Origin of the sequence: Flavobacterium sp. xlx-214 (assembly GCF_013874595.1) — a bacterium.
Classification (GTDB): Bacteria; Bacteroidota; Bacteroidia; order Flavobacteriales; family Flavobacteriaceae; genus Flavobacterium.
Window position 1 is genome coordinate 2,026,007 of sequence record NZ_CP059431.1, and the last position, 15,229, is coordinate 2,041,235.

General features: G+C 37.4%; 5 protein-coding genes. All 5 read right to left on the minus strand.

All coding sequences use genetic code 11. The annotated features are described in order from the left end of the window. Window positions 1-30 precede the first annotated feature (30 nt). The 5 genes from H1R17_RS09565 to H1R17_RS09585 are packed head-to-tail and all read right to left on the minus strand — an operon-like array spanning window position 31 to window position 15,224. Window positions 31-1,845 (minus strand): hypothetical protein, encoded by a 1,815-nt coding sequence (locus H1R17_RS09565; RefSeq protein WP_163432614.1) that lies wholly within the window; start codon window positions 1,843-1,845, stop codon window positions 31-33. Between the two features lie 4 nt (window positions 1,846-1,849). After that, window positions 1,850-6,622, minus strand: a complete 4,773-nt coding sequence (locus H1R17_RS09570; protein ID WP_163432615.1) for a hypothetical protein — start codon at window positions 6,620-6,622, stop codon at window positions 1,850-1,852. A 25-nt stretch (window positions 6,623-6,647) separates the two neighbouring features. After that, window positions 6,648-9,614: a hypothetical protein gene (locus tag H1R17_RS09575; RefSeq protein ID WP_163432616.1), complete on the minus strand. Its 2,967-nt coding sequence runs from the start codon at window positions 9,612-9,614 to the stop codon at window positions 6,648-6,650. A gap of 40 nt (window positions 9,615-9,654) precedes the next feature. Continuing rightward, window positions 9,655-13,167 carry a DUF6603 domain-containing protein gene (locus H1R17_RS09580; RefSeq protein WP_163432617.1) on the minus strand — a complete coding sequence of 1,171 codons (3,513 nt, stop codon included), beginning with the start codon at window positions 13,165-13,167 and terminating at the stop codon, window positions 9,655-9,657. After that, complete coding sequence (locus tag H1R17_RS09585; RefSeq protein ID WP_163432618.1) at window positions 13,164-15,224, minus strand: hypothetical protein; 2,061 nt, start codon at window positions 15,222-15,224, stop codon at window positions 13,164-13,166. The genes H1R17_RS09580 and H1R17_RS09585 overlap by 4 nt, the downstream gene beginning before the upstream one ends. Between the last annotated feature and the right edge of the window lie 5 nt (window positions 15,225-15,229).

Consider the following 15,229-nt stretch of genomic DNA (forward strand, 5'->3'; position numbering starts at 1 on the left):
TGAATAAAAATGTAATCTATCTATTATTACTTATAAATCAGATTCTTTATCGGCAAGTATATCAAATTTCAGTCCGCTGTTGCCTTCACCACGACCACCTTTAACGGTTCTACCAAGCCACGTAAATACTTTTCCGTCGTACCAGCGTGCCCGTTGAAAATTGGATGTAATGACAAATCCTGATCGACCAACTATTTCCTCATTAATGAAGTATGGTTGATTTTCAGTCACACCTATAGATAAAATATCTGTTCTTGGGCGTATAACCTCATTAGTATAGTTGTCATCTACATAACGAAGCATCGCACCACGTTGGACAAGAACGTCTCTGCGTTGATGATCATCAATTTTTTGTTTAGTTGTAATAAAAGGAATCCAATTTTCAGGCACCGAATTAGATAGTCTAAATCTATGCAATGCACTATTAGCAATGTACTCTGGTGAAGTAACTGCTTGTGGTAATGTATCGTTTAAGTAAGCTAATAGTTGTAGATAAGTATTTTTCCCATCCATACCTCTAAAAAGCTCATCTGGTACAACTTCTTCTACCCCCCATATCATATTTGCCATCTCATCGCGTAAAAACATTACTTTTTCAATCGGCTCACTCTCCATCCTGTTTTTAATTCTCGGAATTGAAACTAGCTTTCCAAAAGTTTCTCTAACTTCGCTTTGCTTTTTACTAATATTATACATATCCCAACGATACCACTCTTGTTCCTTATTGGTACCGGCTCTATTTATTGAAAAATTACGACCGAAAACATCCGTCACGACCAAACCATTAATCGCAGTTACTGAGCTATCTGGAATAGAATGTGGAATTATAAACCAATCATTTGAATAGATCAGACCAAACTCCATAACGACCATTTTAGATATATCACCTTGTTGAGTTAGCATTTTAGAAAAATCTGTATTACGATCTTCAAATTCCCACCATTTATTTTTAGGCATGCCTTTAAATTCTATATTTGTAGGAATATAGGAATAGGTTTCTGGTTCTAGAAGTGCACGGGAATCATCTATCTCAATACCCTCTTCTTTCAGCTTAAAAGAAGGATCAGACTCTAAGTCAAAAGAGTACCAGTCAAGATCTCCACGTTTATATCTATCAGCACTGAAAACATTTTGATTACTTTCCTGATTGAGATTAAGCGGTGCTGATACACTACATTGATATTCCAAGACTTCTTCAGACCAAGAATTTTGCTTTGTTGTTTCTGGAAGAAAATAAGTATTTTCTACCCATTTCAAAAAATGAACCATCTGATCATCCATTTGCGGAAAACTAGGCAAAAAATCTGAAGCAAAACCACCTGTCTTAAAGTATTTATATAATCTTATACCGTCAACTGCTCGTCTAGTTACTAAATTTCTAATTCGCATACCCATTAGATTACTATTTCTAGCAGGATCGTCTCCTACTGCATCTATCTGAAAATTTTCTAATGTTAATAAAAGTATTTCATTTAAATCATCAGCATAAATTTTAGAGGCAAGTTTAATCCAAATACGTCCAAACTCTAAACGAGTTCCTAGATCTTCTTTCAATGGTAATCTTTCTATTTTTGCCTCCAAGGGCACCTCGTCATTTAACAATTCTACTTCTCCATACCTACTTTGAAATCTGTTAAGTTTATTAGACTGCGTCTGAATTCTGGCCTTCATTGGTGAACCTGCATCTTCAGCCAAAAATTCTCCAACACGGAACTGCTGAGTAAGTATCCATACAGCATCATGCACAGCAGCTTTAATTGTTGGCTTTAAGTCTTTTGTAACCGTCCTTGGTTCTACACGTAGGTAGCTAATTATATCTGGTTGATTTATATTAATTAATGGCATAAGATTAGTTTTTTGAATTTAAGACATGTTTTTCTGAAAGTCCAATGGCATTCCCTGTTTTAGTGAATGGCATTATCATTCCTGGTAGTTGACCAACCGCAGTCTTTGATATGACTTCATAATCAATTCCACGTTTTTTAGCGAGATCTAGTGTTTCTTCTAACATATCTGTTATGTCCTGCCATCTCCATCTACCAGTAATCTGAGGGGATATTCCCAATATCAGACACTGAGGTGCCTTTGCATTGGGTTGGTCATATTGAAAACCTATACCTGAAGCTACTTCTTTAGAGGGTATTACATCAATCCATTCTTCTATCATTAAACCTGCCTGAGGCTCGTATACCGAATATTTTTCAGCAACAGATGCACCTATCACAGTTCTCCCTTCCTTTATGTTTTGCGGATCGGACACAGAAGCTCCCAACCATCTTTCTGCCCCGTCATTTTGATAAGGAAGCTGCATAGGAATAACAGATCTTCTCAAGGTAGAAGTAGGATTAATAACATCTGTAAGTATAGATAGAATTTCGTAGTTTGAAGCATTTTTTCTTACCTTAGCAATTGATGTAACCCATTCTTCTGTCAGAAGTTGATTCTCGATATGATCTTCAGTTAGTTTAGTTTTACCGTGCACCATAGATTCAATCGCATCTAAGTCGTCAACTCTGATTCCAAATAATGGAACTGCTGAAAAATTAGGATCAAATATTTTCTTGAACGACTCCAATATCTGATCTATATATTTTGTAGGATCGGTCCCAGCACTTGGAAATGGTTCTGTCATTTGCGCTTTTGAAAGTTTTTCATTCGCAACTTGTATTACTAAATCAGCCTGCTGTTTCAAAAGCTGCTCTTCATTCAGTTCTGGCGCGACAGTATATTCGTAAACAGTTTGTTCGATGCCAAAAAAACTTAGGGCAAACAGGGCATTAACAATAGAATCTTTATTGTAAGGAATTATACTAATAACTTGTTCCAAATTATTTATTGCTGCTAAAAGTGCATTTTCTGCATTATCGTGACGTAAGGAAATATTTTCGAGATCATACTGTTTGATATACCCCTCAATATCACTTGAACGCATATAATCATGCGTGTTCAAATGGCGCGAACTATTCAATATTTTTTGAGCATACAATAAAACGGGATGTATTTCTAAAATTGAATACGTTTCTTCACTGTCTTTTTCATGATATTCAACCGCCAGATCAACCGATCGGTCAAAACCGTACAACGTACGTATGTATTTTTTAATATTCAATGATAGTAAGTCATCTCCGTCTTTAAGCTCCTCACCGATTAGGTAGAGCAGGTCTATCGGATGTAGATTAAGTTGAGCCATATTAAACCAGTATCCCGTTCCAGTATTTCTAATCTGAACGTAACAGGTTATCATGGTAGGATCAGGCAAAATAGATGCCAGCCATTTATTAATATATGGTTCTGCATAAATCCTGTTTGAAACATTATCTATTATATTCCAGCCATTAGCAACATCTAAAGGCTCATTCGTTTCGAAATGCATGGTAAAACGCTGCGGTATTTCAAGTCCGTTTTTGATTGAAGGTACAACATCTGGTTCATTTAGAAATCGCCCCTTTGCAACTGCATTAGCACTAGATCCTCCTTTAATTGTATTACCTTGAACAATCTGAAAAATTCCTTCTGTAATACTTATATCAGCAACTGCATCTGCGAGATTCCATATCCAATTTACAGCTTTAACTAATGCTTCCCTTAAATCATCTTTAACTCCACTTGAAATTATAATTTCCTGAATTTTGCCCTTCTTCATAAGTTCAATTAGTTTGTCACCATTGACTACACTCCTTGAAGATATTTTTTCAACTGTTTCTGGATCTGGAGAAACCTCTACAACGAACTTATCTAGTGGATAAGATTTTCTTAAGTTATATATCGGCTGATTTACATAAAATTGATTATTTGTTATCTCTCTAAATTTTCTCTCAAATTCATAACCCAATAATACTCCCAGATTTTGACCGTTTCGGACCCCCTCCATTAGATCAAGGGCTCCACGAACTCTTTCAGAGGAAAGGTTCACTGATAACGGATCTTCTGTCTCCTTTTGTGCACGTTGTGAATAACCACTCAGCATTACTGCACCTGTAACAGCCTGATTCATGGATGGAGCATGGATATACCCCTTATTTGTTTTCGTATGCCATACTTCTTGTGGAAACTGTCCATCTTCAGTTGGAGGATCCACTCTTTCAATATCCCTACGTCGGGTAAGGTTTTCAACCCAACCGTACGCACCAAGGTATAATCCCATTGTCCGATCAAGACTACCATTTTGGATACCCCTTAAATCATTCATACGCTGATTAACCAAAGAAAGCCTCCAAGTATCCAAACGGAAAGTAACTCCGTCAATTCCTTCACGTATCAACAGTGAAAGGTCTTTAACTTTCACATGTGCTAGATCTCTTAGAGATATTTTTGATTGAATAAGGTTTTCGGCCTCTGGAAACTCATGAACTTCCTCTGAACTTAGTACCTGGCTTATCGTACGACCTCGAAAAGGCGTATTCATAATCGCTAAACGACTTGGTCCTATACTTAAATTACCCATAGGTCCTACGTTTGGAATTTCTGGTGGACGTTCACCTCCCTGATTGATAAATTCGTTCTCACCACGAAGTTCAGGACGGATTTGCAAGATATCACATGCTGCTTCGAAGTATTCTAACATAATCGATTGTCTTGAAAATCGATATAAAATACTTGAATTAAATTCCTTATCTACAATTTCCTGTGGTACGCCCAACTTTTCGTAATCTTCATCACGCAACTGATCAAAACTAGCTGTAGCCATGATATCCAACATGTTTCCGACGTCGCTCAATTTCGGAAGAGGTTCTTCTTCATTCACTCCTTCGATAACTGTAGCAATATCCATGTTTGACTGTTTCTCTAGATAATTAATCTGCAATCCTTTATAATTATATTCTAATGGCAATCCCAGTTCCCCGATAGTATTATCCATCCTGCCCATCTGCATATTTTGCCATTCACGGTAGTGGGGATATTCCAAGGCGGCATATTCTATATTGTTCCAGACATATCCGGCTCCGACACCTACGCGCTGTATATATTCGGTTGAAACTGCATTCTTTGACAATACATCGGTAAGTTTTTGTCCAGGCTTCTGTATCGTGTCATAGTGATCCATGACTTTCGTCCATTGCAAGTCAAGAGAATTACTGTACTGCTGGATATTACTAAAAAGTTCGTTATCTGGATGACTTTTCCAGTCAAGTCTTGAAAATACGCTTGTAGGTAATATTCCATATGGTTGGTTTCCGCTCCTTATGGAAGGCAAGGCGCCACGACTTCTCATATAGTTCGCTGCAAACGATCTGAACTTGCTGTTAATTGTCACCCTGTTTCCAAAAAACGGAAGTAGTTCTGTCACTGTATATCCCAACATTGACTGAAAATTTGCACTATTGTAATTAATAACATCCTTGATGTCAGTTCCATTACTTCTGTAAATGTGGAACATGGAATCATAATTTATACCCAGAGCCTCACACAGGAACTGGCCGTCGGTTTTATCTTTGTTTATCGGAGTAGGATTGAATAAAGGATCTAGTCGTTCTGTTTGATACGTAACCTTATTTCCAAATTCGATAGATTGAAAACCTGAATATTCTTCATCTGTGTTATTTGTGTTGCTGCCTTGCTTTAAAATACTGAAACCATCAGTAAAACGGTGATTACTCAAAAGTTGCTCTACCCTGTCTTGAGATCTCTCAATAGATAAGGTAGATTTTACACCGACTACCATGATTCTTTTAAATCCTTGTTCATACTGTCCGTGTGTTATATCTATTCTAGCTGCCATGCCCTGACCAATTGCTGCATCAAAATCGACCATCCAGTTCACGGTTTCGTCTGCGATAATCTCATTCTGGAACCCATTTACTTCTCTTTGGTCAAATGAACCCATTTGATTAGGATTATCTTCATCTGGTCCAATAGTAGGATCAATCCCCATCTTTAGATCATCGGGAACCGGCTTCAGTTCATAAGTAAGTCTGCTTCCATCATTACCATACGCCTGTACTGTAAATGAATCCGGCATAACATAGGTGTGCGGTTGTTTACTCCAAGTGTCAATTTGCGTATCTAAAGATGGAAATTCTAATTGTTCGCTGCTAGAAACTGATCCAAGGTTTGTAGGTGTAGTCATTAAAGCAATGTAAGCTGCTCTCGGTGCACTGAAACTACGGCAAAGCAAATCCCACGCATGTATGTTTTCTTCCTCATTTATGCTGTCTGTAAACTGAATCCAATAATTTTTTCCTTCATCAAATTCAGTTTCACTCAATGTTTCCTCATGTGTATCAACTGCTATTTCATCAGGAAATATTCTAATCCATAACTGTTTAGGTTCTTCATTAAACACAGTTTCAATTCTTACTGGAAAAAACAGGATGGGATAGCGGTCATTCATATTCTCAGCCAAGCGCGCAAAACCACCAGATGACGATGCTACCTCAGAAAGTATTTCTGATTCCTTGTTTCTGATATCTATAAGCTGCTGTTCCAGCGAATTAGTACTTTTCTTTAAATTAAGAAAATGACCTGTTGCATCATTTTTGAGTTTTTTTTGGGTTACTTGCTGTATATTTCTACCGGCTTTTTTAAGTTGCTGTTTTCCCGAAAGCAGCTCCTTTTCCAACTCGGCTTTCTTTGTTCTTAAATCTGTAATCTCACGAACTATCGTACTATATTCTTTTGGCATATCTGTATCGTGTTTATAAGGTTATTTATTGTATACTTTGATTGTCTGGCACCAGATCCTGTGCATGGACATTGAGTTTAACTGGTGACTGATGAAGGGCATAAGCAATGGTTGCTCCGTTCCAGTTCCACACAATTCCATCCGGGTTGGCAGAACTGGTTATTTGTTTTGCAAGATTAATAAACCCGTCACTATTAGGATTATCCTTAATATCTTTCCAACTTAGTTCATCCCAAGTCGATATGTTTGTACTGACAGGTGCATCCGATTCGTCGGCACCAAAACGTATTTCTGTTGATCTTTCCTGAAACACTACAAAATAACCTTCATTTCCTGTTCCATAGCCGGTGCCCTTAATATCATCGCCGTTAATAGGAAATCCTAATAGCACGATATCCGGCTCTATTTTTCCTGAAAACAAAGGATAAACTTCTGTTCCTGGCATTGCTTTTCGAGGTTGATCCGGTCCAAGATACTGTGCTTTTTGCAGATAAATGATCGTTCCTGGATACTTGCGAAGAAGCTCTGCACGGATTGTCATAACCAATAACGGAGGTCCCGCAGTTCTCGCACTGTTTGACCCCAGTTTGGTAAGTGGAGAAGTAATAAAGTTTGGATCTACACGCCATTTATGTATGTCTTCTATATCCCTGTAATTATTCAGGTTGTATATCTGTTCGTTATCATTCGTTATTTGAAGATTCTTGATAGAACTGTCATATCCCCAGAAAAAAGAAAAATATGTACCCCTTTGATCCGTCGGATATCCTCGCCACATCAGTTCACGTCCCATTTCATAATTTAAGCCAAGCATATAGGCTTCTAAATATTTCTGATTTACATTCAATAAGTTGATAGAATTCATTTCAATACTTCCCAATCCGGGCATAATCCAATCCGGTGACAGTTTTGCCAACTCTTTATACATGGGTGTACTAATTTTAGGTGCTGCCATTATAGTGTTTGTATTCAATATCTGTACGGGAATACCTTGAACATCATTTAGTTTGATGAAGTTATTTGCAATAGCCAGCGCATTAGATATAGGTTCTGTTCTTGTAAGGATAATATTTCTCATCTGATTCATCGACAACATCGGACTTTGTGGAAAACTATAATCCGGAAGCTGCTGTATGATGTCATGAAGAGATGCTATAGATTCTACCATAGTCCTTACAGGTTGCGAAATTGGTCCTGGAGCAGGGTTTGAAATAATGGTTCCAGGATTTGAAAACTGGAATCCTGCATTTTGCGGAAGAGAAAATGTAAATGCGGGTGTCAACTGTGCAGGAGACCATATGTTATAAGGTATCTGCCCCGCCGGTGCCTGATAAGGCATAGCAATTTGCACATTTCCGTTATTGATTTCACTGATAAGTTCTGCTGTCCCTATTTCACCGCTTGTTAGTGAGACAGCTCTTGTCAGGGTACTATTTGCTCTTGTAATTCTTCTAAAAGCCCCAGATAATACCGAAACGGGAATTCTACTGTTATCAACTTCTCCAAAAACTGTCAACTGTCTCGGCATATTGATCATTCTGGTATGAGCAGGTGCTGAGATGTTCAAAAGTAATTCATCTCTTAAAGACACCAAATGTCGGTCATAGATTGCCTGATTTGTAATTTTAGTTAGTTTCAGCTGGTTCATTTTACGGTTTGCTTCCAGTACATCACCGATCTGTTCCCAAGCCGTATTCATGTAATCTTCCTGATTCCGTCTTATTGTTTCCACACCCGCACCCGCAAATATTCGATACCTCGGATCAAGGTTGACTTCTTGAAGCCAGTTGGCATCTGAGGAACCAACTTCTGGTACTTCATCCTGTGCAGCATGCCATCTGCCATAAATTGGCGGAGCTATAATCGGGTCACCAATCTGTTCCTTTTTAAGAATTTTGGTAGGCTCATTAATAATACCTCTCAATTCTTTAGTATACAAGTTGTTGTCGCTGAGATCCCAAGGTTCAACAGTGTTAGCATTAAGTGGTTCTACAATACCTCTCATTTTAATAACAGGTATTGGTGCTTCCACACTTTCCAGTCGGGGATTGTTGCTTTTTTGCAAGTCAACTTCCCTTGTACCTACGCTTTGTGGTAAGATGCGCGGCTTAACAAGACGCACCAGTGTTTCGAAATCACCCGACCCTCCGGTTTTAAAATACCAATGATGATAAACCGGGAATTCCGTATCAACGGGTGTGCTGGCATTCCAAGCACCTTGCTGTTCCTGTACGCTCGAACCACTGAAAGGATCCATACCCATTCCTACTCGTCTACCCGTTTCAAAAGTTGGGATTACGAATGCAGTATATCCTGTATCAGGCATCAATCGGCGAGGTGATACTAATCGAGAAATTACCTTTTCAGGATTTCGTTTTAAAACAGTATTTTTAAGCTTCGCTACAGCTTGTGCAATAGCAGCATCGTTATTTCCAATTGCTCCGTCACCAACCGCTAAATTTTCATTTACGTGAACATGTGCCCACGCCCACAAACTTTCTTGAGATGGAAATAAATCGCTTGCGGGTTTCTTTATTTTAATGTACGGTTTCCCTTCAGGAGTTGTAAGCAACTCGAACTCGTCATCCATCAGTACAACCAAGGTCATCCAGGGACGCAAACGGTATTCAAACTGAGATGAAGTTCCATCTTTACGAAACTTTGCAGGAGTATACCTCCAACAGAAATCTTCATCGTAAAATTCTATAAACGGGAGATAGTTCGGTTCAAAATTAGTTACCCAGTTTTCTGGACTTACTTTAACGATTTCGTTTTTATTGATTCCGATTACATCACCTGGCCCCTTAAGGGCAAAATCTTTAGATATAGTGGTATTCTGGGTTCCTCCACTTACAGCTGTCGCCTCTAAACCGATACTTAAGCTAAAACTGCTGCGCTGTGTAGGCGAGTTGCCGTTAGGTAAATCGTCAACAGTAAGAAAGTTGCTTAGTCCGTTTCTTATATATGGTAAAAAAGAATAGTATGCGTTCATAGTTTACAGAATATATCGTTCATAAAATGTTTAATAGTTATCAAGCCAGTTCGTATCGGTTGGCAATAATCCAATGCTCTACGGTTGAAGGCGACAGTACTTTCTGCTGCTGCAAATATCTTTCTGCGTCCATTGAGTTTGCAAAAGAAATTCCTCCACCTACCTGCTGCAGGTTGTTACGGTTTGCCAGTACAAACTCACCCTCTTTTATAGAAAGCTTAATCTTTGCCGGACCAACGCTTGTGGTACGAAGCCTTGCTCTTGAAAGACCTGTACGGGTTGTATAACCACGGAAACTGTCAATTTTCAGTCTTTCTTCGCTTATTGCGAATTTGGTATCTTCCTTACGTCGGTATCCGCTATCCATGGTGATTTCTTCAAAAGTACTATGTTTGTGGACAGCATATTGAGAAGACTGATTCTCATTCGAGCCTACAAGTACACCGCTATCAAATAGTTCGTAACCATCACGTGACAATTTTTCTTCGTCAGTCATATTACTGAACTCACTTCTGGCAAAATAATCTTGTACCCTCTCAGCAGGTACAATCATGTTTTCTATCCTAACGCTAGTAGTATTGATTTTATACTGGTTAAAGTCGCTGATCGCGGCAGAGCCAAATTTATGCATTACGGTATTAAGTGGCATCACGCGCTGGCTGATCTTAATAGCACCTGATGGGTCAACAGACTGTACTTCAGTTTCTGCTTCTTTTCGCCAGGCAACCATCTGGTTATTTTGATAGGGAAGTAATGCTTCCCAATTATCCTGCAACATTAATGCTTCTTTAATCTTATCATCTACTTTTACTGCCTCGATAGCTTCTGCACGCTGGCGACCAAAGGTCGCATCGAAACGAACTTTAACTTTAACAAGCAATATCTTGAATGCAGCCTGACCTTGCGCACGCCAAGGATCCGGACCTTCCAGCATCAATGCAACATAGATCCCTAGTAAGGTTTTGCTTCCCATTTTAATAGCAAACTTAACTCCCATATCCGCGGCAAAATAGAAAGGAGAGAACTGAAACAGTACATTAAACCAAAGTTCCCCCTCCGCAATTATCTTCCAGGCTTTTGCCATTGCATAGACTCGGGCTCCAAACTGTGCTGAGTTGGATGTAACGGCAAAATAAGACTCCACTGATATTTTTAAGTTCTTCTCATCTGCCAATACAATGGTTAAACGCTGCATTGAAGGAAGATTTAATGGTGGTGGCGTATAAGATGGGTGGAATCCTCCAACCGACAATAAGAAATTTGGTCGGTCTCCCCAATTCAGGCGCAGTGCCATATCTCCAAAAAGACCAAACGTAAGAATCTTGGAGTCATACAATGTGGCATCAAACGACAAATACTTTTCTTTAAAATCTATAATACCCAAGAAATTAACCTGTATCTGTAAAATAGGATTTTGTGCACTTGGCAATTGAGCTCGAAGTATTCCTAAAATAATTAAGCGAACAGGATCAGGAAGTTCAATCACAATTCCTATGTCAATGGTAAGCAAAGTTGGTGTACCCCAACCTATTTTAGCCATTGGTCCAAGCATAAACTGATCTTTGCGAGCAGGAAATGCCTGACCTAAATTACTGATAATGGTATTCGCGTTTTGAACAATATTTTTTGGAAAAAGGATATGATCCAACGTATTGTATCTGATTCCCGCACGAAGAACATCGGGGTTTGATGTTCGGTGTAATCCGAGCAATCCACCAATACCGTTGATGGTGAATCCCATACCGATTTGTAGAGGTGTGAACTCGACAGATACTATAACCAGTAAGGAGTAACCTTTTTCACCTCCTGGTAATTTAGTACTGATAATACCTATTGCGGAGAATGATATTTTGGAGAATTGCAATTCCAATCCTCCTGTATAGGTGGATGTTGCCTGATCATAGTTCAAGAAACCACCGCCTTTTACCGGTGGGGCATCGATCTCTAAAGCTACGCCATCGGGAAATTTGAAACCTAAATTAAAATCCAGATTATTAAAAATTCCTTTTCCGTTAGAGCCTTCTTTATCACTCAAACGTAACTTTAATCCTATGTTTCGTACACTTGCTTTTACAACAGAAAGATTAAGATTAAAATCAAGACCCAAATTTAAATCAGTGTTCTCTCCATTTGTAGCAAATGCTATTCGTAATGTTTCCAATTGTATTGGAGTTGAAGAATCTTTATTTTTTCGTTGATCTTTTAGAGGTATCTCAATTGAAAAACTTGTATTTCCTTCAAATCCAAAACCAAATTTAGAAGACCATCGTAGTGCGCCACCAAGAGCCAATGAAAAAGGATTTGCACCAATAATCTTTTGAATGAAATTATCTGCGTTACTCGGTTCAAATGTGAAATTTAAAAAAGGAACATTGACATGTTTTCCGTTACCAATTTTAATGATAAACTCAGGATTATTATATTCTCCTAATACTGAGAGCGAAAAATCAACTCCCATAAACTCTAACCTGCTTGTAGCTCTTGTTCCGAACAATAATACTGACGGCTGTGGAAGGTAGGTAAAGTTAAACTCCGTGTTAAAATCTAACGCTGAGAAATTTGTTAAAAATTGAGTACTATCAGGCAGAACTTTAAGTAACAAATAGTCGGATTTACCTAACTTACTATCAATCGATGTGTAAAATGAAGGAGATAACATAAAAGTGCTTTCGTAAGCTCCTGCTCTTGCTAATTGCAATGCAAGACCATCAATAGTTTGGCTTAAATCACTTTTAGGAACGGGGATAATATTTAACTTTAGTTCTTTGTAGTTGTTAATGAATGGTTCCCAATATTGTAAAATATTTATATTTAATTGCTCAACACCAAAATCCGATAAGTGGGTATTATGTAAATAAAAACGTTCATGGTTACTTTTATCAATTAATATTCTCTCCGAATTGCCACCAAAAAGATTTATGGCGGTATTCAGTTTCGAAAACACTTTATCATAGTTTAGTCCTGAAGGATCGTCCCAATTGTATGCTGTATTTATTAGATTTTGGGGTTTGGTAACAAGTATCCCTAATTGAGACCAGTTAATCTTATATTTTATATACGGTATACGTTTGTCACCTACAGGATAATATGTAGTTTCAGTAATTATATCTGATAAATAAAGAACAGAAAATAAAACTTTAGATTCTATTTTTAAATACTTCGAAAAAAAAGTATCAAACAAATTCGCCCCAAACTCAGTCCAAAAATTAGGCTGATTAAATGGAAAAAATGAAAATGAATTGGAAGAAACATTAACAATATTATCAATTATTTGATAAGTATTTTGAATAATTGGAAATATCTGATCCCACAAATTGTTAAAATTATCCTTACTTGACTTAATTTGTGCCAATAGATCCTTTATTTGCTGAACAGAATCAGAAATATTAATAGTATTTCGGACTAACTCTAATTGTGATACAGAGATGTTATCCACTACCCAACCATTTTTATTTAATAGGTACTGAAAATCATCTATATTATTAAGTGATTGCTCAAAATCATCAATAATTCTTCCTGCTACAAATATGATGGGTTTAAATGCTGCTATCATAATTTTTCCATTGAAGGTTCAGTTACACTTGGGTGGTAATTCCCGTTAGGAACTTGATTAACATCAGAAAGTTGAGGCTCCCAATTAAAAAATCTCATTAATCGATAAACAACTTCAAACATATCGGGTGTTTCCATATGATTTAAAACTTCTGCTAAAAAGTTAACTACTACTGGTGGTATCACCGGAGGTACGCCTGGTGGGAAAACAGTAGCTTGATACCTCATGACGTTTATTATCGTTCTAACGGTTTTGTAAATTCTTTCCGCTTGTGGATTATATCTAAACGCATAACCGGCACCTTGTTCAAATACTAAATGTCCTGTTTGACTTCTAATAGGATAATCAAGCAAATCAACAGAATACCATACTGTTTTGATATTGCTGTTCAGCTCTTCCGGAGTAGCCGTAGGATTCAACACTGAATCTCTGCCAAAAGGTGTTTTATTTTCATTTGTTACAGCTATCTTCAAAGACTGATTAGGCGGAATCAACGGTAAACCATATCCATCTCCTTTTTTTTTACCTGATGTTTCCCAACCGTTAAACCTATTAGGGCTTCCTCCAGCAGTAGCTAGTCTTGTCATACTCATTGCATTTAAGTTATAATTTAGTTGCGACCAACGCCAGTGTAAATGAAAGCAACAATATCCACAAATTGGAGCATGGATGACAGGTTGATTATTATCCGCATATTTCCCCATATAACCGTGAAAATGAATATTGTCATATTCCGCTTGTCTTGCCTTTTTAATTAATGTAATCGTTTTGTTGCCAGGATTTGAATTTTGGGGCCATCCATATGTCTTTTTTCTTGCATTCTCAAAAACTTCTGGTTTCAATACTCGATCTTGCATACCATATACTGCCTGAATCTCGTGTTCTTCTGTTAAGTTAGGCTTCAAGTAATCAAAAATATAAGCCCAGGTAGGCGGAGCTACGGCGCCATATAGATGATAAAACGGAAATTTTCTTATATTATATTTATCATCATCTTCCGAACCGTTACTGTCTGTAAAAAAACTTGGCATATTAGAAGTTAGCAAAGAAAGATCAAAATACTTTTCGAATAACTTCGGTATTGAGATCCCTTCATCTCTTGCATATCTAAAATGATTATAGTCGATATTATTCCCTGAGCCATCATCTCTTACGTCGACATGATGCATACTATTATTATTTGCAGTCATTTTGACACGTGCTTTGTAACCGTCAACATTACAACTATCTATGTCTATATCTGCCGGTAATCCTGATAAAGTGAGCAGGTTAAAACGGTTGTCATTTTCTGGATAAACTACAAAAGCATTAAAATTAGGCAGGAGATCAGGATCATCTTTTCGTTTAGAATCGAAAGAAAACTTTATTTGAGGGAAAAATTTAACCGCATCGATGACTCCCATCGGTTCAAAATCATTTCCATGGTACAATAAAACAATTGATATTTGAACTTTGACTCCGATATATCTGTTACCAATTTTCAAATAGTAATAGAAGAGCTGCGCAAGTCCCATTTGATAATCATTTTTATTTCCTCCTATAGTTCCTTCGGTTCCTATACAAGCACTGTAATTGGTGGGGGCATTTAATGGTATAAAGTGATTGTAGGTGGATCCATCATTTCTGTTAAAAACGAGTTTGAGTTCTATATCTTGGAATGAAATATTTTTAAGTACAGTATGTTTATGTGTTACACCTAACATATTTGTCAGTAGGTTCAAATTATCTATAGCCAAAAAATTGTTATGTGTAACATTTAGAGTTCCATCCCAATGAGGCTTTTGTACAGGTATATCCTCACCATATTCATTCCTATACATAACAGATAATTTTCTACTGTTTGCGTTTAATGTATGGAAATAATTATTGCCGGGTCTCATTGTATGATCTACTATTCTGTCTTCAAAATCAAAAATCATAGGTTTATAAAGCTGAACAACTTTGATCTGTTCATTAGGAGATAAAGGGGTAGTATTACTCCACGAAACTTTATTATATAAGGATTCTTCTCTTCCCATATAATCAACATCATCTTGAAATAAATTTTTTTCAGCCATAACAA